Origin of the sequence: Agrobacterium sp. CMT1, assembly GCF_037203725.1 — a bacterium.
In the GTDB taxonomy this organism is placed as follows: Bacteria; Pseudomonadota; Alphaproteobacteria; order Rhizobiales; family Rhizobiaceae; genus Agrobacterium; species Agrobacterium pusense.
In genome coordinates this window covers 695,690-721,676 of sequence record NZ_JBBCAR010000007.1, presented here as the reverse complement: position 1 = coordinate 721,676, position 25,987 = coordinate 695,690, and the positions used below count along the sequence as shown (strand labels likewise).

Genomic DNA, 25,987 nt, shown 5'->3' with positions numbered 1-25,987 from the left:
GAACCTCACGCCCCCGCCCGCAGCGCAAAGAGCGGCGCATCCTGTCCGTCCAGCATGGCGGTGATCTCTTCCGCCGCGACCGGTTTTGAGAACAGGTAACCCTGCAATTCGTCGCAGCCGCACAGATGCAGTATGGCCGCCTGCTCTTCCGTTTCCACGCCTTCGGCCGTGACCGGAATGTCGAGGGATTTCGCCAGCGCCACGGTCGCCTGCAGCATTTCCAGCGAGCGGCCGCCCTTGTCGAGCGCCATGATGAGCGAACGGTCGATCTTCATCCTGTCGAAGCCGAAGCGACGCAGATAGCCGACGCTGGCAAAGCCGGCGCCGAAATCGTCGAGCGCGATATGCAGGCCGAGCTGTTTCAGCTTGTCTATCGCCGCACTTGCCCGCTCCGGGTGCTGGATGAAATAACCTTCCGTCATTTCCAGCCGCAGCCTTTCCGGCGGCGTCTTCGTTGCATCCAGAATATCCGCGACATGGCCGGAAAAGGCCGGATTGCGGAACTGCACGGGTGAAATATTGACCGACAGTTTGATGGACGGCCATTGCTGTGCTGTCTCGCAGGCCTTGCGCAGCACCAGCAGGCCGAGCCGGTCGATGAGACCGCTCGTCTCGGCAGCGGCGATGAATATGTCGGGCGGGACGAAGCCATATCCCGGCCTCTGCCAGCGGGCCAGCGCTTCCACCCCGGTAATGCAGCGCGTGGCGGCGCTGACGACCGGCTGATAAACCACCTGTATCTCGTCGTTCAAAATGGCGGAGCGAAGATCGGCCTCGAGCTGCAGTTTTTCCTCGCGCAGCGCATCCATTTTCAATTCGTAGGACACGTAACGACCGCGGCCGTTTTCCTTGGCCTGATACATGGCCATATCCGCGCGGCGCAGCAATTCCTCACCATTGATGTCCCCCGCCCGCGAGATCGACGTGCCGATGCTGCAGCCTATACTTGCCACACGCTCGCCTATGCTGAAGGGTTCGGTGAAGAGTTCCAGCAGTGACATACAGAGCTTGCGGCCTTCCACCCACACGTCGTCGCCCTGAATGGCGATGGCGAATTCGTCGCCGCCGAGCCGCGCCAGAACCGCGCCTTCCGGCACCAGCACCCTGAGCGCCGCCGCCACGCCCTTGATGAGCCGGTCACCCGCCGCGTGGCCGTAGGAATCGTTGATTTCCTTGAAACCGTCGAGATCGAGATAAAGCAGCTTGATATCCGTCTTGTCGTGGCTTGCCCTGGCGACCATGCGGTCCAGCCTCGCGAAGAGACCGGCGCGATTATTGAGGCCGCTCAGCCGATCGCGCAGAGCCTCTTCCCGCGCCGCCGCCTCATCCGCCTTCAGACGATCGAGCGTGGCCGAACCGATGATGAGCAGCACCAGAAAGAACGTGCCGGCGATACCGAGCGCGGTAAAGACGACCGGCCGCGCCTCATGAAAACTGACATCTCCGGGCAGGTGCGACCGCCAGACGAGCCGTGCCAGCACCTGCCCCAGCGGATTGACGATATCCACGTGGTTGGCGGCCGTTCCCTCGCCATATTGCAGCTCCAGGCCCTCGATCACGTAGTTGCGGGCGAGTTTGTGCACCGTCGCCTGGGTGAGATGACGGGCAAAAACCAGATAGCGCCGCTCCGCACCGACCGGCGGCAGCGCTCCCGATTTGAGCCGCACCAGCGCAACACCGGCAGCGGCGATACCATCCCCGGTTTTGACGAAACCCGTGACCTGCGAGGTGACGCCGGGACGCATGGACCGCACCCGTTCGATCATTTCCGGAAGGCCGGCGGCGAAATAGGTGCCGGGCACCCATTTCGCCGGCTTGCCATTCTGATAAGCCATACGGACCTTGTCATCCTCGTCGATGATAACGGCAGTATCGAAAAGATCGTTATTGGCCGTCATGTCGCCGTAATTGCTGGCCACCCAGTCGAAGCGATCAGGAGCATAGACATATTCGGCGGCATCGTCCCAGGCGGCGTAATCGTTGAGCGTCGCACCAAGCTGTTCGCGAAAAGTGACGAGAGCTCCCGCCGTCGTCTCGCGTGAACGGGCACTGTCGAGCAGATTGGCCTTTTCCCGGACCTGACTGAGAGCGGAGAGGACGAGCGCCGTAACGATGAGAAGCACCAGCGCGAAGGTGGACAGCACAACGCCGACGGCGGTTCTGCGCCCGACCGGCAAATAGTCCCCAATGTTGCGCGGCGCAATCCGCATAAAATCCCCTTCGAAAGCATCATCTTGCGAAGGAAACATTCAAAAGCCGTTAAGCCGCGCCGTAACACCGACCCAAAAAACAACGGGTACAAAACGACAGTCCGACCGAAAATCTGAAAAATCCTTTCTGGAAAGAACGGAGGTTTTTCAGGAAAAGTGGATTTGCGCCCGTCCGTAAAACAAAAAACCTCCCCCGCGAGCGGGAGAGGTCATCATTTTCATCGTGATGGAGCGATTACCAGGACGGGATAACCGTGCCGTTATACTTCTCCAGAATGAAGGCCTTCACTTCCGGGCTGTGGTAGGATTCCACCAGAGTCTTCACCCAGGGCTTGTCCTTGTCCTGCGTGCGAACGGCGATGACGTTCGCGTAAGGGGACTTTTCGCTTTCGATGGCGATGGAGTCCTTCTTCGGGTTCAGGCCGGCTGCCGTGGCATAGTTGGTGTTGATGACCGAAGCGTCGGTATCGTCAAGCGAGCGCGGCAGCTGTGCGGCGTCGAGTTCGACGATCTGGATGTTCTTCGGGTTTTCGGTGATGTCGGCAGGCGTTACCTTGAGGCCAGCTTCTTCCTTGACCTTGATCAGGCCCTTGGAGGCAAGAACCAGAAGGGCGCGGCCGCCATTGGTGGGATCGTTCGGAATACCGACCGTCGCGCCATCCTTCAGCTCGTCAAGGCTCTTCACCTTCTTCGAATAAACGCCCATCGGGGTGGTGATGGTGGTGCCGACGCTGACGAGATCGAACTTGCGGTCAGCGATCTGGTTGTCGAGGTACGGCTGGTGCTGGAACGAGTTGGCCTGCAGCTCGCCGTCGTTCAGCGCCTGGTTCGGCACGACATAATCGGAGAACTCGACGATATCGATATCGAGGCCCTTGGCGGCCGCGATCTTCTTCACCTGTTCCATGATCTGCGCGTGTTCGGCGGGGGTGACGCCGATCTTGATCGTCTCGGCCAGCGCCTGACCGGCGGTGAAGAGAGCGGCGAGCGATGCCGCGAGAATAAGTTTCTTCATAGGTGTCTCCTTGGGTTGTTATTATGAACGCAGTTAATTCTTCCGTGTACGCTTGTCGAAGCTGCGCGCCAGCCGGTCGCCGGCGCTCTGCACCAGCTGCACCAGCACGATCAGCACCAGAACCACGGCCAGCATCACGTCTGGCATAAAGCGCTGGTAACCGTAGCGGATGCCGAGATCGCCCAGCCCGCCGCCGCCAACCGCGCCCACCATGGCCGAATAACCGATGAGGCTGACCAGCGTGAGCGTGAGCGCCAGCGTGATGCCGGGCTTGGCCTCAGCCAGCAGAACCTTGGTGACGATCTGCAGCGGGGTCGCGCCCATGGCGCGGGCGGCCTCGATCAGACCCTTGTCCACCTCGCGGATCGCCGCTTCCACCAGCCTTGCGATGAAAGGCACGGTCGCGACCGTCAGCGGTACGATGGCGGCACTGGTGCCGATCGACGTGCCCGCCACGAGACGGGTGAAGGGGATGATCGCCACGACAAGAATGATGAAGGGCGTGGAGCGCGCCGCATTCACGATGAGGCCGAGGATGCGGTTGGTCATGGGCGCGGGAAACAGTTCGCCCTTGCCGCTGGTGGCGAGGAAAACGCCCATCGGCACGCCGATGATGGACCCAACGATGCCGGAAACAGCAACCATGTGAAGGGTTTGCAACAGCCCTTTCAGCAGAAGGTTGAAGATCATATCAGGCGACATAACCGAGCACCTCCGTGTGAAGACCGGTTTCAGCATAAAAGCGATCGGCGCGCGCCGTAACCTCAGCCGAGGCCGGATAGGAGACGACAAGCGAACCGAAGGGCTCGCCGGAAATTTCCTCGATGGTGCCGGCGAGGATGTTCACATCGGGGCCGATTTCGGCGACGAGACGGGCCGTCAGCGGCTGGAAGGCCGTTTCGCCGAAGAACACCAGACGCACCAGAACACGATCGCCTTCCGCTGCCTGCGGCTTGAGACCAGAGGTAACCCAGTGCGGCAGCTTCACGCCGACAGAGGACGACAGCAGGCTGCGGGTGGTCTCGTGTTTCGGCGCCGTGAAGATATCGAAGGTGGTGCCTTGCTCAACGATCAGTCCCCTGTCGATGACGGCCACCTGCGACGCGATGGTCTTTACCACCTCCATCTCATGGGTGATGAGCAGCACGGTCAGACCGAGTTCGGCATTGATGCGCTTCAGCAGTTCGAGAATGGATTGTGTCGTTTCCGGATCGAGCGCAGACGTTGCTTCGTCGGACAGCAGCAGCTTCGGCTGGGTGGCGAGCGCACGGGCAATGCCGACACGCTGCTTCTGGCCGCCGGAAAGTTCCGCCGGATAACGCTTTGCCTTATCGGACAGGCCAACAAGATCGAGCAGCGGCGCAACCCGGGTCTCGATATCCTTCTTGCCCATGCCTGATATTTCGAGCGGCAGCGCCACATTGTCGAACGCTGTGCGCGAGGACAGGAGATTGAAGTGCTGGAAGATCATGCCGACGGAACGACGCAGCGTGCGCAGGCTCTTTTCATCGAGCGCCGCAACATCGACGCCATCGACGATCACACGACCGGTCGAAGGCTTTTCAAGGCCGTTGGCGAGGCGGATGAGCGTGGACTTGCCGGCACCGGAGCGACCGATGATGCCGGTGATTGAGCCTTTCGGCACGGCGTAATCGATACCGGCTAGGGCTGCGAAGCCGGGCTTGCCGCCCGTGCCGCCAAAGGTCTTGGTCACGCCTTCGAACGTGACCATCGGCTCCTTTGCCGCCCCTTCAGGGACCGCCTGTTCTTGGCGCGCGGGCGAGGCCGCACTGGATGGAAAACTCATTGTGAACTCTGGGAATGCGTGACGGATCGGGTCTCAAAAAATCCTGTTGCGGTGCTGAACCGCTCTCTTCATGCAGCCTTCGGGCACATTCGATGACAGCTGATTTTCCGGGTCATTTCGTCAGGCTTTCACTCAGAAATGCCGGGGATCGGCAATTCGATGGCGCATACTTGCCCGCACACGCCACCTTTTAACAGGGATGTTTTTTCAATTATCTGAAAAGAGAGGAAAAATCTACCGCAAAGCCGCGTGTGCAGCCCTGCGGCAGTCAAGATTTTGCGATTACCTTGAATCAGACGCGGCTGACGAATTCTTCGGCGGGACGGCGCACCTTCTTCAGGTTCACCAGCCAGTCGCCTTCCGGCTGGCGATAACCGAGCGGCAGGATGGTGACGGAGCGCAGGCCCTTCTCACGCAGGCCAAGGATTTCATCGAGCTTGGCAGGATCGAAACCTTCCATCGGAGTGGAATCCACACCCTCAAAGGCGGCCTGCGCCACAGCCATGCCGAACCCGATATAGGCCTGACGGGCGGCGTGCTCGAAATTCACCTGCTGATCGCGCTGCGGATAGGTGTTAAGCAGCATCTGGCGATAGGCTTCCCAGCCTTCATTCTTGATGCCGCGCTCTTCATTGACCAGATCGAACATATGGTTGATCCGCTCTTCGGTGTAATTATCCCACGCCGCAAAGACCAGCAGATGCGAGCCTTCGGTCACCTGCGCCTGGTTCCAGGCAATCTCGCGGATTTTGGCGCGCACTTCCGGATCGGTGACGACGATGACTTCAAAGGGCTGAAGACCGCTGGAGGTGGGCGCCAGCCGCGCTGCCTCGACAATGCGCTCGACCTTGTCTTCGGACACCGTCTTTGAAGGGTCCATTTTCTTGGTGGCATAACGCCAGTTAAGTTTTTCGATAAGCATGTTCGTTTTCCCTGGGAGGACCAGCCCGCCCTGCCCCTTGACGGCAGGATGGGCGCTACGCTTCGTAGCCCGTCTCACATAGGAGCCGGGACGGCAGGCGCAAGCAGGCACCGTGGGGTAACCGACAAAAAAGTTTGGAAAACTGATAATAAGGGGAGAGAACTTTATTGCGGACAGGCTTCGTGCCCTCGCCCGTCAGGAGTCGACGTTGAATTTTACGCATCAGCCGGCCTCCCCACCCTCATTCCTGTGCTTGTCACAGGAATTTAGCCCACACGCGTCCGCGTGGCGGAGAGACTCCCCTCAGCCCAAGGACTTGGGCTGGCTAGATCCCTGTGACAAGCACAGGGATGAGGGGAAAAAACCTCACCCCTTGGCAACCCCATGGTTCCCCTTCGGGAAACCCGAAGCCAGCGCGCTGTACCACTTGCCGCTATTCTTCACCGTCCGCACCTGGGTCTCATAATCCACATGCACGAGCCCGAAACGCATGCGGTAACCCTCGGCCCATTCGAAATTATCCATCAGGCTCCAGGCGAAATAACCGCGCATCGGGTAACCGTCACGGATGAGATCGGCGACGATGCCGAGGTGTTCGGCGTAATAATCGAGACGCGGCTGGTCATTCACCTCGCCGTTTTCGACGCCCATATTATAGCAGGCGCCGTTTTCGGTGATGTAGCACTCCGGCAGATCGTAACGCTTGTAGAGCGTCTCAACCAACGACTTCAGCGCCGGAGCGTAAACCTCCCAGCCGATATCGGTCTTCACATCGCTGACCGCCGGTGCGGGCATAGTCGCGGGGAATTCCGCGCCCGGTGTCGCGTCGTCGGCAACGCGCATCGGCGTGTAATAATTCAGGCCCCACCAGTCGAGCTTCTGGCTGATGATGCCGAGGTCTTCCGCCTCCACGACGGGCATACGATCACCCAGCGCCTCCATCATCTCGGCGGGATATTCGCCTTTGAAGACCGGGTCAAAGAACGCGCCATTGTGGAACTGGAAGGCCCGCTCGGCCGCCTTCAGATCAGCCTCGCCATCGGAAGCGGGAATGACGGAATGGGCGTTCAATACCAGCCCCACCGGCACTTTCGGCGCGACGTGGCGGGAAGCTTCCACGCCGAAACCATGGGCGAGGTTGATATGGTGCATGGCGGCAAGGGCCGCCTCCATGTTGCGCTCGCCCGGCGCGTGAATGCCGTAGAGATGGCTGAGCCACACCGCGCACCAGGGCTCGTTGAAGGTCGCGACTGAATCCAGCCGGTCGCCGAGGCGGGCCATGACGGTCTTGGCGTAACGCTGGAAGGCATGTGCCGTGGAGCGGGAAGCCCAGCCGCCATCCCCCATCAGGGTCAGCGGCAGATCCCAATGGTACAGCGTCGCATAGGTCTTGATCCCGCGCGCCTTGCAGCCATCAACGAGGCGGTCGTAAAAATCCAGACCCTTCTCGTTGATCGGCCCGAAACCATCGGGAATGATGCGCGGCCAGGCGATCGAGAAACGATAGGCCTCCACCCCCATCTCCTTGATGAGATCGAGGTCTTCCTCCCAGCGATTGTAATGATCGCAGGCGATATCGCCATTGTGACGCCCAAAGACATGGCCCGGCATATTGCAGAAGGCATCCCAGATGGAGGGCTTGCGGCCATCCGCCTTGGTGGAACCTTCGATCTGGAACGAGGCAGTTGCGACGCCAAACAGGAAATCGCCGGGGAAACGGGCTGCGAGCGTTTTGGGATCGGTCATCGGAGAGTCCATCGGATGTGAAAAGATCAGCAGCGGTTTAGACCATGTCGCCTGCGAGGTACAGTCGGGCTCGGCGGAATCTACAACGTTTCAGGATGCGCGGTGAACAGGCCCAAAGCGCTTTGCATGCGCAAACGTCACCGCAGCGCGTAAGCGGCGGCATGGGAGGCAGGCCCGGTGAATGCGTGTGAAATGGGTAGTGGTGGAAGTATTTGCATGCACCGGGCCGCATTATGGAGACCATAATCACGGCCTCTCGCTTACAGCCTTTTCACGACATCTATCCGATCAGCCCTTCCCGCCTCTGGCCGTGCGGGACGCCTCTCCGAAACACGGTCTACCAGAACCATGCTTGTCGATGCCGGCAACCGGTTCGCAAAAGGCGCCGCGCGTATCGCCCTTCCGTTCCGGTTGCGGGAGGAATGATGCAGCCAACGGAGGCAATGGGGATGGGAGAGGAAGAATTTTTTCGGAAGTGACTGAAAAGGATGGAGGGGTGGCGCAGAGTTGTCCGCTTCTTCTGGAGCAGAACTGAGAGCGGGGCCCCTTATCCAGCCCTTTGGGCTCCTCCGGCGGAGAGAAGAAATGTGCCGAGCCCGCCGCGTTTGGCAAGGAGCGTGAAGCTTGTTCTTCTCCCCGCCGGGGCGAAGTGCCGGAGCGCAGCGGGGCGATGAGGGGGCAACGTTGCCGTCACCCCCTCCATCACGTCAAACGTAACGATTGACCACGTTTTCGAGATATTCCTGACGACCCGATTTTGGCTCAGGATTGATATCCTCGCGCTCGACCAATGCCGCAATCTCGTCGAGCTTCAGCTCGCCGCGCAGCATCTTCTGGGCTTCCGGCGAATCCCACTTGGCGTAGCGCTCCTTGAGTGGCTTCGACAATGCGCCGTCCTCGATCATCTTCGCCGCCGCCTTGAGGCCACGGGCGCAGCAATCCATGCCACCGATATGGCCGATCAGCAGGTCCTGCGGATCGAGCGACTGGCGACGCAGCTTGGAATCGAAGTTGGTACCGCCATTCTTGAAACCGCCGCCGGCGAGCACATGGTAATAGGCCAGCGCCATTTCCGGCACGTTGTTGGGGAACTGGTCCGTATCCCAGCCGGACTGGTAATCGTTGCGGTTCATGTCGATGGAGCCGAAAATGCCGAACGCGTTGGCCATGGCAAGCTCGTGCTCGAAAGAGTGGCCGGCGAGGATGGCGTGGCCCTGCTCGATATTGACCTTCACTTCCTTGTCGAGACCGTTCTTCTGCAGGAAGGCATAAACGGTGGCGACGTCATAGTCGTACTGGTGCTTGGTCGGCTCCTGCGGCTTCGGCTCGATCAGGATCGTGCCTTCAAAACCGATCTTGTATTTGTATTCCACCACCAGATTGAGGAAGCGGCCAAGCTGGTCGAGCTCGCGCGACAGATCGGTGTTGAGCAGGGTTTCGTAACCTTCGCGGCCGCCCCACAGAACGTAGTTCGCGCCGCCGAGCTTCTTGGTGGCGTCCATGCAGGTCTTCACCGTTGCGGCGGAGAAGGCGAAGACGTCAGGATCGGGATTGGTCGCGGCACCGGACATGAAGCGGCGGTTGGAGAAGAGGTTGGCCGTGCCCCACAGCAGCTTCACGCCTGTATCGGCCTGCTTCTGCGCGAAATAATCGACGATCTCGTTGAGGTTTTTCGTGTTTTCCGCGAAGTTCTTGCCTTCCGGCCGTACGTCGGCATCGTGGAAGCAGTAGAACGGCGAACCGAGCAGCGAGAAGAATTCGAACGCCACGTCGGCCTTCAGTTTCGCGGCCTGCATGCTGTCTTCAAACCATGGACGCTCGAACGTCTGGCCGCCAAAGGGGTCACCGCCCGGCCAGGTGAAGGTGTGCCAGTAGGCCACCGCAAAACGCAGATGATCTTCCATGCGCTTGCCCGCGACGATTTCATCAGGGTTGTAGTGGCGGAAGGCCAGCGGATTGGTGCTGTCGGGGCCTTCATATTTGATCTTCGCGATATCGCCGAAGAAGCCTGTGCTCATTGGGTGGTTCCTCCTTGGTGGGTCTAGATGGTGTTCTGAAATTTCAGGGTTGGCGTTTGCCGCTCAACCCCCTCTGTCCTGCCGGACATCTCCCCCTCAAGGGGGGAGATCGACTCGTGGTTAGGTGTCCACCTCTTGCGAGGCTGGAGATGAAGCGAAGGGTCCGCCGCTTGCCGATCTCCCCCCTTGAGGGGGAGATGCCCGGCAGGGCAGAGGGGGGTGAAGCCCCACACGCCGTGTCTCAATGCGATAGCGCCCTAATCGCCGGATAAACCGCGTGATACCGCCGGTAAGCCTCCTCATAGGCACCGGCCAGATCAGCCACCGGCTCAATCGTCCGCGCCGTCTCCGGCTGCGAGCACACCGCCACCGGATCAGCTCCGGTCGCGGCAATCAGGCCGAGACGCGCGGCACCGAAGGCCGCACCGAAATCGCCCTCGGCGGGAATATCCACTGGCACACCAAGCGACGTAGCAATCGACGCCAGCCAATAGGCCGAACGCGAGCCGCCGCCGATGGCGGTGACACGAGAGATCGAGGTGCCGGCGGATTTCAGGGCTTCGAGATTGTCTCTGATCGCGAAGGTCACGCCCTCAAGCACGGCCTGCGTCAGCGCCTTGCGGTCGCTCTCATGCGAAAGGCCGATGAAGGAGCCGCGGATGGCAGCATCATTGTGCGGTGTGCGCTCGCCGGAAAGGTAGGGAGCGAAAGTGACGCCAGTCGGTGCAAGCAGCGTGTCGCCGAGTTCGCCGGTCAGATCGGCGGCAGATTGGCCTGTCAGCCGCGAATACCAGTTCAGTGCATCCGTGGCGGAGAGAATGACGCCCATCTGGTGCCAGGTATTGGGCAACGCGTGGCAGAAAGCATGAACTGCGCTTTCCGGCTTCGGCAGATAAGAGGCATTGGCGGCAAAAAGCACGCCAGAGGTTCCGAGCGACACGAAGGCATGACCTTCCTTCACCGTGCCCATGCCGCAGGCCGAGGCGGCATTGTCGCCCGCTCCGCCGGCAACCACGGCCCGGCCGGAAATGCCCCATTCGGAGGCAAGCTCGGCGCGCAGAACGCCCGCCTCATCCGTGCCTTCCACCAGAGACGGCATGTGTTTTTCATTGAGCCCGGTGACGGCGAGAAGTTCGGATGACCATTTGCGCGCGCCGGTATCGAGCCAGGAGGTGCCGGCGGAATCGGACATTTCCGAGATATATTCACCGGTCAGCCACAGCCGCAGATAATCCTTCGGCAGCAATACCTTGGCGACTTTTGCGAAGACTTCAGGTTCGTTCTTTGCCACCCAGGCGAGCTTCGGCGCGGTGAAGCCGGGGAAGACGATATTGCCGGTTATCTTGCGGAAGCGCGGATCAGCGTCGAGTGCGGCTGCTTCGGCATGGGAGCGGGTGTCATTCCAGAGAATGCAGGGGCGCAGCACCTTGCCATCGGCATCGACAAGTGTGGCGCCGTGCATCTGGCCGGAAAGGCCGATGCCCTTCACCGCGGCAAGCTCTTTCGGAAATTTCTGCTTCAGGCCGGCCACTGCGGTTTTCGTCGCGGCAATCCAGTCCGCCGGGTCCTGTTCAGACCAGCCATGATGCGGGCGCGAGACATCCAGCGAGCCGTTGGCCGAGCCGATGATTTTCTGATCGCCGTCCATCAGCAGGGCTTTGACGCCTGAAGTGCCAAGATCGAGACCGAGATACATGTATTTCTCCATTCCGGCGCGCCATGCGCCAAAGTTCATGCGGTTTTTTAAAGCCGCCGCCAGAGGGAAAACCGGCGGCCACTTTTCCTTCGGAAGAGTTTCTTCAGGGAAGATTGTCCCTGAGGAAGATGTCGATACGAATACGTTCCTGCGCGGCGATGACGGGCAGGCCATCGGCGCGCGCCTTCAGGACGCGGATGGCGCTGCGCACCTCGTGACCCGCGTCCTGGTTGAGCACGGCATCCAGCAGCCCTTGCCGCAGCGCATTGGCGGTGGTTTCGGTGAGCTCATGGGCGATGACCGAAAGCGGTCTTTCGTCATCTACCGCTCCAAGCGCGCGGATGAGACCTCGATTACCGGCACCGAGACTGTAAATGCCGGCGAGGGTTGCATTGCCGAGCGCCTCGCGCACCAGCGCCTCGACGGTCACCGGATCGTCCCTGCCCTCCAGCACCGGCAGCAGCCGCGCCTGGGGAAACTCTGCCTCGATGACGGCGCGAAACCCTTCAAGACGCTCGCGATGGTCGCGCACCAGCATGGAGCCGGCCACAACGGCGACATCTCCGCCGCGCCCGGAAAGAAAACGTCCCATCAGGCTCGCCGCCGTGCGGCCGGCCGCGACGTTGTCCACGCCGGCATAATGGTCGCGCCTCGAACCCGAGAGGTCCGACACCAGCGTCACCGTGGCGATGCCGTCTTCCGCCAGCCGGTCGGCGGCCTCCGCCACATCCTCGGAATCGGTGGCGACGAAGGCCACCCCGGATGGTTTTTCCCGGCGCGCGACTTCCAGAGCCTCGGTCAGAGCCGCAGCATTAAACGGCGGCACCTCGATGACGCGGATCGCCGTCCGCTCCAGATGCGAGCGGCTGGCCGCAGCCCGCACCTCGGCGCGCAGCGTCGCCATGAAGGAATTGTCGTTGCCGGGCAGGATGAAGATCATCGAGTAATTGCGCCCCTTGGCCAGATTGGCGGCGGCGATGTCACGCACGTAACCCAGCTCGGCAATGGCGGCTTCCACCCGCGCCCGCGTCGCCGCATGCACGCCGGGGCGCATGTTCAGCACCCGGTCTATGGTGGCGAGGCTGACGCCCGCCCGCTCGGCGATATCGTGAACTGTCGGCTTCATGGCTCCTCCCGCCTCCTGCATATCCAGCTTTGCGGCCGCCGTAAATCGAAAAATGATGTACGTACCTCATAATTCATCAAATGGCTGCGGAATATCAATCCCGGCATTGGCTGAGGCTAATAGAGGGTCCGGCGGTAGTCCTGCTCCAGCTGCTCATCCATCTTCCGCAGGTCATCCCCATTTGTCGGAGTGCGCGACGTTTCATCCAAGATGATCTTGATAAGCGAGGGCATTTCCGACCGGGACTGGTGATGCGCGGGATCCCACAGGTGGGAGCGCCGGAACGCCTTGGCGCAATGCATGAAGACCTCATCCACCTTCAAGACGATGGCAAGTTTGGGGATACGATCCGCAACGCTCATCAGCTTCAGTAGTTCTGGATCGGTGCTCAGTGTCGCTCGCCCGTTCACCCGCAGGGTGTCGTCGAAACCGGGCACGATAAACAAGAGACCGACAATGGGGTTGGCGATGATATTGCTGAGCGTATCAAGGCGATTGTTGCCCGGCCGGTCCGGGATCGCCAGCGTGCGCGCGTCGAGAACCTTTCAAAGCCCGGCGGATCGCCGCGAGGGCTGACATCGGCCTTTCCCTCAAGGTTTTGGGTGCCAATGCAGAGAAAACGGCGAACGCCGAATGAATTCCTGCGCATGTTCGCCGAGCCTGTCCTGACACTTCTGTAGCGCGAGGGCATGTGTCGGCTCGAACAGGCCGCGAAGCGACTGCTCATCCGTGATTGCGAAGTCTGGATTGAGTTCCAAGGCCGCCATGATCTCCCCCTCTGAACCGCCCTGCCCAAGGGGCCACAATCCCGGTCAGCCGTCCTCCCGGCCCCGTTTTCGCTCCCCTTGCGCCTTTGAGGTACGTACCTCATAAATTGATATACATGGCTTGCCCGCTGCGATCAACAGTTGAAATCGGGCAATAGGCGAAATGGGGATTTTGGCCGGAGGTAAAAAAGGGGCCGTCATTTCCGACGGCCCCAGCTCTGCGGTGGATGGGAGGGGATTGTTATCAGTGCGCCGCGTCTGGTGGCGGCGCTGCCTTGGGTTTCTGGATCAGGATCGTCATGAAGATCAGGCTGGAAAACAGCAGCGTCAGCGCGAAGAACACATCGGCGAAGGCTAGAATCCATGCCTGCTGCGAGACCATGCCGACCATTTTCTTGACCGCGACGGATGCGCCATCGAGCCCGTAGGAATCATAGTTGGCGCCGACACTGTTCAGCCATTCCAGCGCCTTGGGGTTGGAATAGCTGATATGTTCGGCCAGACGCACATAATGGTCGTCCGTGCGCTGCGACAGCATTGTGTTGATGACGGCAAGACCAACGGCGCCGCCGAGGTTACGCGTGAGGTTGAACAGGCCGGAGGCGTTGCGGATACGGGCGGGCGGCAGGGTGCCGAGCGCGATGTTGTTGATCGGCACCATGCACATCATCAGGCCGAAACCGCGCAGGATCTGCGGGATCAGCAGCTCGTAGAAATCCCAGTCGGTCGTCACATGCGTCATGATCCAGGTGCCGCAGCCGAAGCTGATGAAGCCGATGGCCATCATCGCCCGCGGATCGAGCTTGGTGGAGACCTTGCCGGCAATCGGCGCGGTGAAGAACATCGCAAGGCCGGACACGAACATGGTTTCGCCGATCATCAGCGCGTCATATCCCCTCACCCGGCCGAGATAGAGCGGGTAGAGATAGGTCAACCCGTAAAGCCCGATGCCCATGACGAAGGAGAACAGCGAGCCGATGGAGAAGTTGCGGTCCGCAAAGGCGCGGATATCAACCACGGGGAACTCCACCTTGAAGGCGCGCCAGAAAAAGACGACCGCGCCGATAACCATGGCGACCGTTCCCATGACGATGTGCTCGTCGTTAAACCAGTCCTTGTTGTTACCCTCTTCCAGCACATATTCCAGCGAGCCGAGGAAGACGGCCATGGAGATCAGCCCCCACCAGTCGAACTTCTTCCACAGTGACTTTTCCGGCTTGTCGAAATCGATCAGGCTCCATGTCAGGATGGTGACGATGATGCCGGGGATGATGTTGACGAGGAACAGCCAGTGCCAGGAAAAGGCGTTGGAAAGATAACCGCCGACCGTCGGGCCGATGGTGGGCGCGAGCGTGGCGACGAGACCGATGATCGGTGAGACCACCGAGCGTTTGGACGGCGGGAAGATGGTAAAGGCGGCCGCAAAGACCGACGGGATCATGCCGCCGCCGATAAAGCCCTGGATCGCGCGGTAAACGATCATCTGGTCGATATTGGTGGCAGTGGCGCAAAGCGCGCTCGAGATGGTGAAGCCCGCAGCACAGGTGGCAAAGAGCACGCGCGTGGAGAGGATGCGCGCCAGCGTGCCCGACAGCGGGATCATAATGACTTCCGCGATCAGATAGGACGTCTGCACCCAGGCGATCTCATCCGAGCCGGCGCCGAGGCCGGCCTGGATTTCCGCAAGCGAGGCGGAAACGATCTGAATGTCGAGAATGGACATGAACATGCCGAAGACCATCGCGAAAAATGCGATGAGCCTGCGCCTGTCCATCGGAGGATCGGCGGGGATGGACGCCCCGCCCGTGCCGACAACCGTAGCCGCCATGATCTTGCCCTCAACGGTGCGTCAAAGACGCGCCTTACTTGGCCTGCGGATTAGCTTGCGCCGTTCTGGTGGTTTCCGGCGCCGTGCGGGTATCGACATCGACAACAACGCTGAGGCCCGCGCGCAGATTATGCTTTTCGAGGTCTTCCTTGGAGAAGACGATCCGAACCGGCACGCGCTGGATGACCTTGGTGAAATTGCCCGTCGCATTTTCCGGCGGCAGCATCGAGAAGACCGAGCCGGAACCCGGCGAGATCGACTGGACCGTGCCTTCGATCGTCGCGTCGTCAAAGGCGTCGACATGCACGCGCACCTTCGAACCGGGTACGACGCGGGCGAGCTGCGTTTCCTTGAAATTGGCGTCGATATAAAGCTCGTTCATCGGCACCAGCGAAGCCAGACGCTTGCCGACAGACACCAGATCGCCATTCTGTACCGCGAGATTGCCGATAACGCCGTCATAAGGCGCCTTCAGAACCGTGAAGGACAGATCGCGGGCCGCCTTGTCGCGGGACAGCTGCAGCGAACGGATGGTGCTTTCCGCCTCCTGACGCTGGGCGCGCAGGAGCTCCACATTGGCCTTGGCCGAGGCGATGGCGGCATCGCCGGCCACGACATTCGCCTTGGCCTGATCGAGCGCGACCTGCGCATTATCGGACGCGGCAACCGTGCCGACATCCTTTGCCTGCAGCTGGCTTGCGCGCTTCTGGGTGATTTCCGCACCACGAAGGGCTGCATCCAGCGCGCCCTTCTGGGCAACGGCCTGCTCGAGCGCCGCTTCGCCGCCGATGATCTGCGCATCGATACGCTTCAGAGACAGTTCCTCGGTGCGGATCTGCGCTTCGGCTTGGTCGAGCGCGATACGATAATCGCCGTCGTCAAGCGTCACCAGCGGGTCGCCCGCCTTGACTTCCTGGTTCTCGACCACGTTCACCCTGGCGACGTAACCGGAAACCTTCGGCGCGATGACCGCGATGTCACCTTCGATATAGGCGTCGTCCGTCGACACCAGGAAGCGACCATCGATCCACCAGTTGTAACCGTACCAGCCAGCACCGGCCAGCAGTGCAATAGCAATGACAGGCAGAAGCTTCGAGCGCTTCTTCTGCTTTGGTGCCGGCGCTGCCTGCGGCTGCTGGGAAGGCGCCTCCGCCGGCTTTGCGGGAGAGGTCTCGGCCTTGGCGGAGATATCCGCCTCTTCCGCATCGTTGACGGCGCGAACCGCATTATTCTTCTGGGCCGACATGAGAGAGCTTACCGTGATAGATTGAAGAAAGTTTTTCGAACTGAACCGTTCGGTTCGATTGACATAATCTCTTTCCTGACACATATCAAGTGTTATCGAACCGATTGGTTCGACGTTCGGTTAATTTTTTTTACGCCGTTGTGATGCTATGAGGGCGGTAGCGATGGCAGGTGAAGACAGGGATATGGAGACGGAAACGGAAACGGGCTGTCCGGGCAATGCCGCCGGGCGTTTTGCGGCGGGCGAAGACCCGGCCAAACGCGAGCAGATTCTGGCAGGTGCCTGGCGTGTGTTCAAGCGCAAGGGCTTCGATGCGGCCAGCATGAACGACATCACGCGTGAAGCGGGCGTTTCCAAGGGCACGATCTACGTCTATTTCTCCAACAAGGAGGATCTGTTCGTTGCGCTCGTCGATCACCATCGCAACGAATTCGCCACCTCCATGCGCCATATCCTTGAGGGCACCGAGGAGGTGCGCGAGGGGCTGGAGCAGTTCGGCAAGGCCTTTGCCAACAAGATGATCTGTTCGGACATGATTCCCGCCATGCGTTCGGTGCTCGGCGTCATCGATCGCATGCCAAAACTGGCGCAGCGCTTTTTCCTGTCGGCTCCGAACAACGTGCGCACCGTGCTCCTGGATTTCATCCAACATCAGGTCGAGATCGGCCATCTGAAAGTGGACGATCCTGAACTGGCCGCCCGGCAATATATCGAGCTTTCCACCGGCACCTTCTTCAAGCTGCGGCTGTTCGGCGAACTGGAAGGCCCGGTTCCCGACGAGGAACTGGACCGGGTTATCAGCAGCGCCATCAATGTATTCATGGCGGCTTACGGAACAGACAAGGCCTGAGACCATTCAGCAAGGGACGGCCTGACCGGCATCGGGCCGGCAAGGCAATGGCGTCCGATACGCGGTTTGCGCGAAATTTCGATGAAATCTTGCCAAACACAGGAGCTATCTCCTTGTTTCTCGCGTATTGCGCTATAAATTCCACCCACCGAATATATCGGCTGGCCTTGTTGCTGAAAGGAAAACATACCTGATGGAGTCCATTCTCCCTCTTCTGTCGGACCCCGCCGCCTGGGTGGCGCTCGTCACACTGATCGTCATGGAGGTCGTGCTTGGCATCGACAACCTGATCTTCATCTCCATTCTCACCAACAAGCTGCCGCCTGAACAGCGCGAAAAAGCCCGCAAGATCGGTATAGGCCTCGCGCTCGTCATGCGCCTTGGCCTGCTTGGTACCGTCGCCTGGATCGTGCAGCTCACCACACCGGTCTTCGAAGCCTTCGGCCACCCATTCTCGTGGAAGGACATGATCCTCATCGCCGGCGGTCTCTTCCTCGTCTGGAAGGCGACCAAGGAAATTCACCACAATGTCGACCCGGAAGACCACAAGGAAGACCTGGTGGGCGGCCCTGTGGGCATGAATTTCGGCGCCGCCATCGGCCAGATCCTGCTGCTCGACCTCGTCTTCTCGGTGGACAGCATCATCACCGCCGTCGGCATGACCCCTCACCTGCCGATCATGATCGTCGCCGTCATCGTGGCCGTGACAGTCATGCTGCTGGCCGCAACGCCGCTCGCCAATTTCATCGAGCGTAACCCCACCATCGTCATGCTGGCGCTCGCCTTCCTGATGATGATCGGCACGACACTGATCGCCGAAGGCATGGGCTTCCATGTTCCCAAGGGCTACGTCTATGCCGCCATGGCGTTCTCGGCACTGGTGGAACTGCTCAACATGCTGGCGCGCAATGCAAGGCGCAGGAAGAAGGCGGGTGCGGAAGAGGTGCATTGACCGCACTTCCTTCCGTCGTGCCGGACTTGATCCGGCATCCAGCCGATGCGCGTCTGCGCATCGTAAAGAGTCCCTTCAGCCCAAGGACTTGGGCTGGCTGGATACCGGATCAAGTCCGGTATGACGGAAATGATTTCTGCCTATTGCCAAAATAGTTGGCGCTGCGCATGCTTTTCTCATGCGCCAAGGTTACGTTTATATTCTTGCATCGAAAAGAAACGGAACGCTCTATACTGGCGTTACCAGCAATCTTTCTCAGCGACTATATGAGCATCAGAACAATCTGACACCCGGTTTCACAACCCGTTATGGCGTCAAGACTCTCGCTTGGTTCGAGACATACGATCTCGTCACGGACGCGATTGCTAGAGAAAAGAATATAAAAAACTGGCCACGCGCTTGGAAGATCAAGTTGATTGAAGATATCAATGCGGAATGGGACGATATCGCTCATTATCTTCTCTAACGAAACCTCACCTCCGTCATGCCGGACTTGATCCGGCATCCAGCCGACGCGTGTCTGCGCGTTGGAGAGAGTCCTTTCAGCCCAAAGACTTGGGCTGGCTGGATGCCGGATCAAGTCCGGCATGACGGAGGGGCGTGAATCCTCAGTTCACGCCAGGAACCGCCTCACCCCGGCTTGCGTTCTTCGATATCCTCATCGATAGGTGCGACTTCCGCCGCCTCTCCTTCGAAAGCATAAGCCAGCATGACGACAGACCAGATCCTCGCCTTCACCGTCATCGCCGGCATGATGGTGGCCTTCATCTGGGACAGGTTTCGTTATGACGTCGTCGCCTGCAGCGCGCTGCTGGTGGCTGTAGCACTCGGGGTCGTGCCTTTCGACAAGGCATTTTCCGGCTTTTCGGATGATATCGTCATCATCGTCGGCAGCGCACTGGTTGTCAGTTCGGCGGTGGCGCGTTCAGGCATCGTCGATATGACAATCAAGAAATATTTCCCCGAGATGCATTCAAAAGGCCTGCAGCTCGCCTTCCTGATGGTCGTCGTCGCCGTCATGTCGGCCTTCATCAAGAACATTGGCGCACTCGCCATCATGATGCCTGTCGCGTTCCAGTTCGCCCGCAAATCCGGAAGCCCGGTTTCCTATTACCTGATGCCCATGGCGTTTGCCGCCTTGCTGGGCGGGCTGATGACGCAGATTGGCACATCGCCGAACATCGTCGTCTCGCGCCTGCGTGAGGAGATGACCGGTGAGAGCTTCTCGATGTTCGATTTCACGCCCGTTGGGGCTGGCCTCACCGTCATCGGCATCATCTTCCTGACCTTCGGTTATCGGTTGCTTCCGGTGCGCAACCGGGAAAAGGCCTCTGTCGAGGATATTCTCGACCAGTCCGCCTATACCGCCGAAGCGACGCTGCCTGCAGACAATACCTTTGCGGACAAGCCGCTGCGCGAACTTCTCAAGCAGGCCGATGGCGATGTCATCGCCACCACCATCCTGCGCGGACCGCGGCGCATTTCCCCCTTTCCCGACGTGACGCTGAAGGCCGGAGACACGGTTCTGCTCGAAGGCAGCCCGGAAGGGCTCGACCGCATCGTCTCCCAGGCAAAGTTGCTGCTTTCCGGCAAGCCCCTGATGGAGAACGGCCAGAAAACCGCCGATCTCATTTCCATGGAGGCCGTCATCAGCAACGAATCCGTTCTGAACGGCATTTCGGCGCGGGAACTCGCGCTCTCCTATACGCGTGGCGTCAACCTGATCGCGGTGAGCCGGCGCGGCCAGCGTGTCAGCCAGCGGCTCTCGGAACTGACATTGCAGGCGGGTGACGTCATCCTTTTACAGGGCAGCCGCAAGAACCTGCCGCAGGTGCTGCAGGAATTTTCGCTGCTGCCGCTGGCGCAGCGGGAGATTCTGCTCGGCGTACAGCGCCGCGCGCTTTTGCCGGTCATCGTACTCGCCGCAGCCATGATCGCGGCCGGCAGCGGTCTGGTCCCGGTCTCGGTCGCCTTTTTCGCAGCCGCCTTCATGATGATCGTCGTCGGCGCCATTCCGCTGACCGAAGTCTACAAATCCGTCGATGGCCCGATCCTCGTCATGCTCGCCGCCCTCATTCCCGTCAGCGACTCGCTGCGCACCAGCGGCGCCAGCGAGTTGATCGCCGCCTGGCTCGGCAGCGCGGCTCAGGGCCTGCCGCCCTTTGCCGCGCTCGGCATGATCCTGCTCACCGCCATGGCGGTTACGCCCTTTCTCAACAATGCCGCAACGGTGCTGGTCATGGCACCGATTGCAGCGGGTTTTGCCACCACGCTGGGTTTCCGGCCGGAGGCCTTCCTGATGGCGGTGGCGATCGGCGCGGGCTGCGATTTCCTCACCCCCATCGGGCACCAGTGCAATACGCTGGTCATGGGTCCCGGCGGTTATCGTTTCAGCGACTACCCGCGGCTTGGCCTGCCGCTATCGATCATGATCGTCCTCGCCAGCATTCCCATGCTGCTTTACGTCTGGCCGGTCAACTGAAGCCAGCCGGCAGGACCGGCCGACCTCTGGAGACTCCATATTTCCTTGACGCCTGCGGCAGAATATGGCCTAAGCCCAAGCCGAACGGGAATATGAAAAAGGCACTTTCCTTTCGCCTTTCGACATGATGTCCTGCCGCATCCAAACGAAAACTCCGTGGTATCAGGGTGGAACCGCCCCGATGTCACCGCCACGTCACGACGAGTGAAATTCATGACCACTTCCGGCGTTCGCGTCCGCATCGCACCTTCCCCCACCGGCGAGCCGCATGTCGGCACCGCTTATATCGCGCTGTTCAACTATCTCTTCGCCAAGAAACACGGCGGCGAGTTCATCCTGCGCATCGAGGATACCGACGCCACCCGCTCGACCCTCGAATATGAGCAGAAGGTGCTGGAAGCCCTGCGCTGGACCGGCCTTACCTGGTCGGAAGGCCCCGATGTCGGCGGCCCTTACGGTCCGTATCGCCAGTCAGAGCGCAAGGCGATGTACTGGCCCTATGCCGAAGAACTTCTGGAAAAGGGCCATGCCTTCCGCTGTTTCTGCACGCCCGAGCGGCTGGAGCAGATGCGCGAAGCCCAGCGCGCCGCCGGCAAGCCGCCGAAATACGATGGTCACTGCCTCAACCTCAAGGCCGAGGAAGTGACCGCGCGCGTTGCCGCCGGTGAAGCGAACGTCGTGCGCATGAAAATCCCGACCGAAGGCTCGTGCGATTTCCATGACGGCGTTTATGGCGATGTCTCGATCCCGTGGGATTCCGTCGACATGCAGGTGCTGATCAAGGCCGACGGCATGCCGACCTATCACATGGCCAACGTCATCGACGACCATCTGATGAAGATCAGCCATGTGGCGCGCGGCGAAGAATGGCTGGCGTCTGTGCCCAAGCACATTCTGCTGTACCGTTATTTCGGCTGGCAGGAGCCGGTGTTCATGCATCTCTCACTGATGCGCAACGCCGACAAGTCCAAGCTTTCCAAGCGCAAGAACCCGACCTCGATCTCCTATTATTCCGCGCTCGGTTACCTGCCGGAAGCGCTGATGAACTTCCTCGGCCTGTTCTTCATCCAGATCGCAGAGGGCGAAGAACTTCTGACCATGGACGAGCTCGCCGCGAAGTTCGACCCGGAAGCGCTGTCCAAGGCCGGCGCCATTTTCGACATTCAGAAGCTGGATTGGCTGAACGGCCGCTGGCTGCGCGAAAAGCTTTCGCCGGAAGAGTTCATTGCCCGCACACTGGAATGGGCGATGGAGAATTCCCGCCTGACCGAGGGCCTGAAGCTTGCGCAGAGCCGCGTTTCCAAACTCGGCGAGCTGCCGAACCTTGCCGGCTTCCTGCTCGCAAGCGATGCTGGCCTGACGCCCGCTTCCTTTGCCGGGCTGAAGAGCAAGCCGGAAGAAATCCACGAAATCCTCACCACGGTTGCGGCAGACCTCGAAAAGATGCCCGACTGGAATGTGGAAGCCATCGAGGCCGAGCTGCGCGATGTGGCCGAACGCACCGGCAAGAAGCTGCGCGTCGTTACGCCGCCGCTTTTCGTCGCCATGTCCGGATCGTCGCGCTCGCTGCCGCTGTTTGACTCGATGGCGCTGCTTGGCCGCTCCGTCGTGCGCCAGCGCCTGAAGGCTGCGATCGCCGTTGTGGCCACGATGGTTGGCAGCGGAAGCTGATGATGACGTGCTGGCGGTGACGGCAGCATTTTAGAATACGCCCTTTGCCTGGGGCTCACCCCCCTCTGCCCTGCCGGGCATCTCCCCCTCAAGGGGGGAGATCGACAAGCGGCTGACACCTTGCCCATGGAACGGGCGGGCGCGGCATCTGATCTCCCCCCTTGTGGGGAGATGTCCGGCAGGACAGAGGGGGGTAACCCAGAGCGCCAAGGTTAACCGCAACGAACAAGCCCGCTAAAGGCGAACACGATGACCGACACCAAGACCGAAACCACCGCCCTCTCCTCCGACGCGACAGAAGTGCGCCGCCAGAAACTTGCGCTGCTGCGCGAGCAGATCGGCGACGTCTATCCGGCGCATTTCCACCGCACGATGAGCAATGCCGAGCTGGCGGAAAAATATGCCGATATCGAAGCCGACGTCGAGACCGGTGATACGGTGACGGTGGCGGGGCGCGTTTATTCCTCGCGCAATTCCGGCATGTTCATGGATATTCATGACGCCTCGGGCAAGGTGCAGATCTTCAGCCACAAGGATACGACGCCGGAAGCGGCGCGCAACCTGCTGCCGATGATCGATATCGGCGACATCATCGGCGTGACTGGCAAGGTGCGCCGCACCAAGCGCGGTGAGCTGACGATCAACGCCGAAGAAATCACCATGCTGACGAAGTCGCTGCTGCCAATGCCCGAGAAGTGGCACGGCGTCTCCGACATCGAGCTGCGTTACCGCAAGCGCCACCTCGACATTCTCTCCAACGAGGAATCCAAGCTGCGCTTCCTGCAGCGCTCGAAGATTCTCTCCGGCATTCGCCGCTTCATGGAGGCCGAAGGCTTCCTCGAAGTCGAAACGCCGATGCTGCAGACCGTCTATGGCGGCGCGACCGCCGATCCGTTCAAGACCTTCCACAACACGCTGAAGATGGACATGTATCTGCGCATCGCGCCGGAACTGTTCCTGAAGCGCACGCTGGTTTCGGGCCTGTCCGACAAGGTTTTTGAAATCAACCGCAACTTCCGCAACGAAGGCGTCTCCACACGGCACAATCCTGAATTCACCATGATGGAGTGCTACTGGGCCTATGCCGACTACGAGGACATCATGGGTCTCGTTGAGCGGCTGTTCGAGACGCTGGCGATCTCGCTCCACGGCACCACAGAGGTGGAATTCCAGGGCCAGACGATCTCGTTCAAGGGTCCGTTCAAGCGCGTGCCGATGCCTGATGCGGTGAAGGAAGCAACCGGTATCGACTTCCTCGCCATCAAGACCGACGAAGAAGCCCGAGCTGCCGCCAAGGCCGCCGGTTTTGCTGTCGAGAAGGACTGGACCTGGGGCGAATGCCTTGCCTTCATCTTCGAAGAGAAGGTGGAAGGCACGCTGATCCAGCCGAGCCACGTCACGCACTTTCCGAAGGACATCTCGCCCTTCGCCAAGGAAGTGCCGGGTGAACCGCGCCTCGTCGAGCGTTTCGAAAGCTATTGCAACGCTTGGGAAGTGGGTAACGCCTTCTCGGAACTCAACGATCCGGAAGAACAGCGCCGCCGCATGGTGGAGCAGCTGGAACAGGCGCATGCGCGTGGCGAAAAGGACAAGCAGCTGGACGACGAGTTCCTCGACGCCATCGACCAGGGCATGCCACCCGCCGGCGGCCTCGGCATCGGCGTCGACCGCCTGATCATGCTTTTGACCAACGCCCCGTCGATCCGCGACGTCATTCTCTTCCCGGCCCGCCGCAACAAGGCGGATTGATCTTATCCGGTATCAATCAAACCAGGGCGGTCTGTTGACCGCCCTTAAGAAGAGTGTTTGGAATTTTTCGTCGCCTCTAGCTCTCTATCGTTCGCCTCGATCCAACGCTCAAGCTTTTCGATTAGATCAGGCCATACGTGGTCATACTCGTGGTGGAACGTTTCCATACACAGTTCCATCGATCCCAGATGCCGGTTCCCAAATATCTCCATCCAGCGATTGGAGAAATGTATTTCGAACTCATCATGGTCAATCTTTGAGTAGCCCGTACAGAGACCTTCATAGCTTGGGTGAGCGCTTTCAGAAAGATCCGCATATAGCGACATTATTCCGGGGTAACACTTATCGCACTTATTCAGAACCGTGACGATATTAAGCGAGTAAGGTAAATCAACGTTATTGCGCGACCCAAGTAACAAAACGGCGGTTTTGTCTCCGAACGTGTGAAAGTCTAACTTCCTTTCGAGAACATCCTGCATGAGTTGGTTTAGATAAATCATGGTCGCGAGGGTCTCAAACCCACTCCGCAACAAGATGCGTGCACCTAGCCCATTTCCAGTCCTGTGCAACTCGTATGACTGTGTCATCAGGTCGCTTAACCGCCAGAAGATAGCTTCTCTAAGCATCCATATACGGAAAGCAGCTTTCCATTTGTAAACAAGCGAGTTGCGAGAGAGCAATCCCCCTACGGGAATATTTGAGGAAAGCGATGCCTTCCAGTTAATGAGGTTCTGCTCGATTGCATTCATGATCTTTGACCACCGCTGTTAACACTATCCGCAGCAGCGAATCGGAACTAGTGTCCCGACTTCCCGGCACCCGGCTCTTCCGCCACCGCAGTCTCACCAGCCGCCTTCTCTTCAGCCGCCTGCGCGGTGGTCGAGCCTTTTCCGAAGATCAGTGACTTCAGATAGGACAGGCTGAAGATGCTGCTGCCCTCGGCTTCCGGTGTCGAGGTCAGAAGCTCGTCGGTGACGGTTTCACCATGCGCTTCGGGAGACGGAGTTTCGTCATGTGCTTCCGGAGCAGTTTCGCCATGGCCGGGCTCCGTTGGCACAGCGTCATGTTCGCCGCTGGCCCCGCCCTTGCTTTCGCCGTGACCTTTGGCGGACTTGCCCTCGTGGCCGCCCGCTTCCGGCTCCGCAACCGGCGTCGCACAATCGGCGAAGTCGCTGAGGCTGGCAGCCATGGCTTCGGTATCTTCAAGCGGCAGATCGATGCGCAGACCGTAAAACTGGCCGCTGCCATTTGCTGCGCCGTCATAATAGAAGGCTGAATAACGGCGGGCCTCGGCGCCCTCGGGAATTTTCGCCGGATCCGGAATGAAGACCACCTGTGCGGCAATGGCCCGGCCGCGCATTTCCGAACGCAGCTGCGGGCCGTTCCTGTCAAGTACGGAGACCTGAACCAGATCGGGCTTCTGTTTGTCGTAAACCGCTTTGGCGACGCGCAGGGCGGTTTTCAACCGCTCCGTGCCGTCTCCGCCTTCGGTGCGAATGAACTTGCGTACCCATAGCGAGCCGTTCTTGCGGATATTCACTGTCTGGACTGCGTCGCAGGAAAGCCCGTTGGTGGAGGCATAGGATGGGCCAAGCAGCCGCTCGCTGCCGATGAACACGGCAGCGGAACCGGTCGCGCCTGCCAAAAGCAGGATCCCGCCTCCAATCATAACGAGCTTGCGCGAAAACCGCATTCGTCCGAATACAGCTTTCACCCGCAACATCCTGACATCAAGTACCCCGCCTCTCGCCCTCACCCCGGAAACGTGGCTCGAAGGATGAGGAACACACGCGGGATAAGCTTCGGACCACGCTGTCCGAGCCTTCCGATAGTGCCGCTTTCTCATTGAAAAAAGTTTAATCCCGCAGGCAAGATACCCGCAAAAGCGCATCATTTTCGGAC

General features: G+C 60.0%; 19 protein-coding genes and 1 pseudogene. 6 read left to right on the top strand and 14 right to left on the bottom strand.

Features of this window, described 5'->3' with window-relative positions:
• Positions 1-5: 5 nt before the first annotated feature.
• The 12 genes and pseudogenes from WA845_RS11870 to WA845_RS11815 all read right to left on the bottom strand — a co-directional run bounded on the left by WA845_RS11870 (position 6) and on the right by WA845_RS11815 (position 16,381).
• On the bottom strand, positions 6-2,249 hold the full coding sequence (locus tag WA845_RS11870; protein WP_034496788.1) for a bifunctional diguanylate cyclase/phosphodiesterase: 2,244 nt from the start codon (positions 2,247-2,249) through the stop codon (positions 6-8).
• Positions 2,250-2,445: 196 nt separating this feature from the next.
• The gene (locus tag WA845_RS11865) at positions 2,446-3,225 is read right to left on the bottom strand and encodes a MetQ/NlpA family ABC transporter substrate-binding protein (RefSeq protein ID WP_006699526.1); all 780 of its coding nucleotides are present in this window, start codon (positions 3,223-3,225) and stop codon (positions 2,446-2,448) included.
• Positions 3,226-3,258: 33 nt separating this feature from the next.
• Positions 3,259-3,927 (bottom strand): methionine ABC transporter permease, encoded by a 669-nt coding sequence (locus WA845_RS11860; protein ID WP_006699527.1) that lies wholly within the window; start codon positions 3,925-3,927, stop codon positions 3,259-3,261.
• A complete protein-coding gene (locus WA845_RS11855) occupies positions 3,917-4,957 on the bottom strand; it encodes a methionine ABC transporter ATP-binding protein (RefSeq protein WP_060942288.1) in 1,041 nt (346 codons plus the stop codon). Before WA845_RS11855 ends, WA845_RS11860 begins: the two co-directional genes overlap by 11 nt.
• Before the next feature lie 367 nt (positions 4,958-5,324).
• A complete protein-coding gene (locus tag WA845_RS11850; RefSeq protein WP_004445205.1) occupies positions 5,325-5,954 on the bottom strand; it encodes an NAD(P)H-dependent oxidoreductase in 630 nt (209 codons plus the stop codon).
• A 366-nt stretch (positions 5,955-6,320) separates the two neighbouring features.
• Positions 6,321-7,700, bottom strand: coding sequence for a GH1 family beta-glucosidase (locus WA845_RS11845; RefSeq protein ID WP_112553870.1), 1,380 nt, complete (start codon positions 7,698-7,700; stop codon positions 6,321-6,323).
• Between the two features lie 707 nt (positions 7,701-8,407).
• Positions 8,408-9,718, bottom strand: a complete 1,311-nt coding sequence (gene xylA / locus WA845_RS11840) for a xylose isomerase (RefSeq protein ID WP_004445208.1) — start codon at positions 9,716-9,718, stop codon at positions 8,408-8,410.
• 241 nt (positions 9,719-9,959) lie between these two features.
• On the bottom strand, positions 9,960-11,414 hold the full coding sequence (gene xylB / locus WA845_RS11835) for a xylulokinase (protein ID WP_112553836.1): 1,455 nt from the start codon (positions 11,412-11,414) through the stop codon (positions 9,960-9,962).
• A 103-nt stretch (positions 11,415-11,517) separates the two neighbouring features.
• Positions 11,518-12,540 carry a LacI family DNA-binding transcriptional regulator gene (locus tag WA845_RS11830; protein ID WP_045531595.1) on the bottom strand — a complete coding sequence of 341 codons (1,023 nt, stop codon included), beginning with the start codon at positions 12,538-12,540 and terminating at the stop codon, positions 11,518-11,520.
• A gap of 116 nt (positions 12,541-12,656) precedes the next feature.
• Positions 12,657-13,307: pseudogene (locus tag WA845_RS11825) on the bottom strand (pyridoxamine 5'-phosphate oxidase family protein).
• Positions 13,308-13,551: 244 nt separating this feature from the next.
• On the bottom strand, positions 13,552-15,135 hold the full coding sequence (locus tag WA845_RS11820) for a DHA2 family efflux MFS transporter permease subunit (RefSeq protein ID WP_004445211.1): 1,584 nt from the start codon (positions 15,133-15,135) through the stop codon (positions 13,552-13,554).
• Positions 15,136-15,169: 34 nt separating this feature from the next.
• Positions 15,170-16,381 (bottom strand): HlyD family secretion protein, encoded by a 1,212-nt coding sequence (locus WA845_RS11815; RefSeq protein ID WP_004445212.1) that lies wholly within the window; start codon positions 16,379-16,381, stop codon positions 15,170-15,172.
• Positions 16,382-16,544: 163 nt separating this feature from the next.
• On the opposite strand from WA845_RS11815, the gene WA845_RS11810 reads away from it, so the two are divergent.
• The 6 genes from WA845_RS11810 (at position 16,545) to lysS (ending at position 24,085) form a co-directional block, all read left to right on the top strand.
• Entirely contained in the window at positions 16,545-17,231 is a 687-nt protein-coding gene (locus WA845_RS11810; RefSeq protein ID WP_004445213.1) for a TetR/AcrR family transcriptional regulator, read from the top strand.
• Positions 17,232-17,424: 193 nt separating this feature from the next.
• Positions 17,425-18,183: a TerC family protein gene (locus WA845_RS11805; protein ID WP_072493045.1), complete on the top strand. Its 759-nt coding sequence runs from the start codon at positions 17,425-17,427 to the stop codon at positions 18,181-18,183.
• 178 nt (positions 18,184-18,361) lie between these two features.
• A complete protein-coding gene (locus tag WA845_RS11800) occupies positions 18,362-18,649 on the top strand; it encodes a GIY-YIG nuclease family protein (protein ID WP_112553834.1) in 288 nt (95 codons plus the stop codon).
• Positions 18,650-18,892: 243 nt separating this feature from the next.
• Positions 18,893-20,665 carry an SLC13 family permease gene (locus WA845_RS11795; RefSeq protein ID WP_112553832.1) on the top strand — a complete coding sequence of 591 codons (1,773 nt, stop codon included), beginning with the start codon at positions 18,893-18,895 and terminating at the stop codon, positions 20,663-20,665.
• A 213-nt stretch (positions 20,666-20,878) separates the two neighbouring features.
• Positions 20,879-22,336 (top strand): glutamate--tRNA ligase, encoded by a 1,458-nt coding sequence (gene gltX, locus WA845_RS11790; protein ID WP_022562751.1) that lies wholly within the window; start codon positions 20,879-20,881, stop codon positions 22,334-22,336.
• Positions 22,337-22,585: 249 nt separating this feature from the next.
• Positions 22,586-24,085: a lysine--tRNA ligase gene (lysS, locus tag WA845_RS11785; protein ID WP_004445220.1), complete on the top strand. Its 1,500-nt coding sequence runs from the start codon at positions 22,586-22,588 to the stop codon at positions 24,083-24,085.
• A 44-nt stretch (positions 24,086-24,129) separates the two neighbouring features.
• Here the strand turns inward: lysS and WA845_RS11780 are convergent, their stop codons facing one another.
• Together WA845_RS11780 and WA845_RS11775 are read right to left on the bottom strand one after the other, a co-directional pair.
• A complete protein-coding gene (locus WA845_RS11780) occupies positions 24,130-24,834 on the bottom strand; it encodes a hypothetical protein (protein ID WP_107339548.1) in 705 nt (234 codons plus the stop codon).
• Positions 24,835-24,881: 47 nt separating this feature from the next.
• Positions 24,882-25,808: a hypothetical protein gene (locus WA845_RS11775; RefSeq protein ID WP_337322335.1), complete on the bottom strand. Its 927-nt coding sequence runs from the start codon at positions 25,806-25,808 to the stop codon at positions 24,882-24,884.
• Positions 25,809-25,987 lie beyond the last annotated feature (179 nt).

Bases quoted from the DNA above. Each gene is read 5' to 3' on its own strand.
- WA845_RS11870 (WP_034496788.1), bottom strand. From the start codon at position 2,249: ATGTTTCCTTCGCAAGATGATGCTTTCGAAGGGGATTTTATGCGGATT.
- WA845_RS11865 (WP_006699526.1), bottom strand. From the start codon at position 3,225: ATGAAGAAACTTATTCTCGCGGCATCGCTCGCCGCTCTCTTCACCGCC.
- WA845_RS11860 (WP_006699527.1), bottom strand. From the start codon at position 3,927: ATGTCGCCTGATATGATCTTCAACCTTCTGCTGAAAGGGCTGTTGCAA.
- WA845_RS11855 (WP_060942288.1), bottom strand. From the start codon at position 4,957: ATGGTCACGTTCGAAGGCGTGACCAAGACCTTTGGCGGCACGGGCGGC.
- WA845_RS11850 (WP_004445205.1), bottom strand. From the start codon at position 5,954: ATGCTTATCGAAAAACTTAACTGGCGTTATGCCACCAAGAAAATGGAC.
- WA845_RS11845 (WP_112553870.1), bottom strand. From the start codon at position 7,700: ATGACCGATCCCAAAACGCTCGCAGCCCGTTTCCCCGGCGATTTCCTG.
- xylA (WP_004445208.1), bottom strand. From the start codon at position 9,718: ATGAGCACAGGCTTCTTCGGCGATATCGCGAAGATCAAATATGAAGGC.
- xylB (WP_112553836.1), bottom strand. From the start codon at position 11,414: ATGTATCTCGGTCTCGATCTTGGCACTTCAGGCGTCAAAGCCCTGCTG.
- WA845_RS11830 (WP_045531595.1), bottom strand. From the start codon at position 12,540: ATGAAGCCGACAGTTCACGATATCGCCGAGCGGGCGGGCGTCAGCCTC.
- WA845_RS11820 (WP_004445211.1), bottom strand. From the start codon at position 15,135: ATGGCGGCTACGGTTGTCGGCACGGGCGGGGCGTCCATCCCCGCCGAT.
- WA845_RS11815 (WP_004445212.1), bottom strand. From the start codon at position 16,381: ATGTCGGCCCAGAAGAATAATGCGGTTCGCGCCGTCAACGATGCGGAA.
- WA845_RS11810 (WP_004445213.1), top strand. From the start codon at position 16,545: ATGGCAGGTGAAGACAGGGATATGGAGACGGAAACGGAAACGGGCTGT.
- WA845_RS11805 (WP_072493045.1), top strand. From the start codon at position 17,425: ATGGAGTCCATTCTCCCTCTTCTGTCGGACCCCGCCGCCTGGGTGGCG.
- WA845_RS11800 (WP_112553834.1), top strand. From the start codon at position 18,362: ATGCGCCAAGGTTACGTTTATATTCTTGCATCGAAAAGAAACGGAACG.
- WA845_RS11795 (WP_112553832.1), top strand. From the start codon at position 18,893: ATGACGACAGACCAGATCCTCGCCTTCACCGTCATCGCCGGCATGATG.
- gltX (WP_022562751.1), top strand. From the start codon at position 20,879: ATGACCACTTCCGGCGTTCGCGTCCGCATCGCACCTTCCCCCACCGGC.
- lysS (WP_004445220.1), top strand. From the start codon at position 22,586: ATGACCGACACCAAGACCGAAACCACCGCCCTCTCCTCCGACGCGACA.
- WA845_RS11780 (WP_107339548.1), bottom strand. From the start codon at position 24,834: ATGAATGCAATCGAGCAGAACCTCATTAACTGGAAGGCATCGCTTTCC.
- WA845_RS11775 (WP_337322335.1), bottom strand. From the start codon at position 25,808: ATGTTGCGGGTGAAAGCTGTATTCGGACGAATGCGGTTTTCGCGCAAG.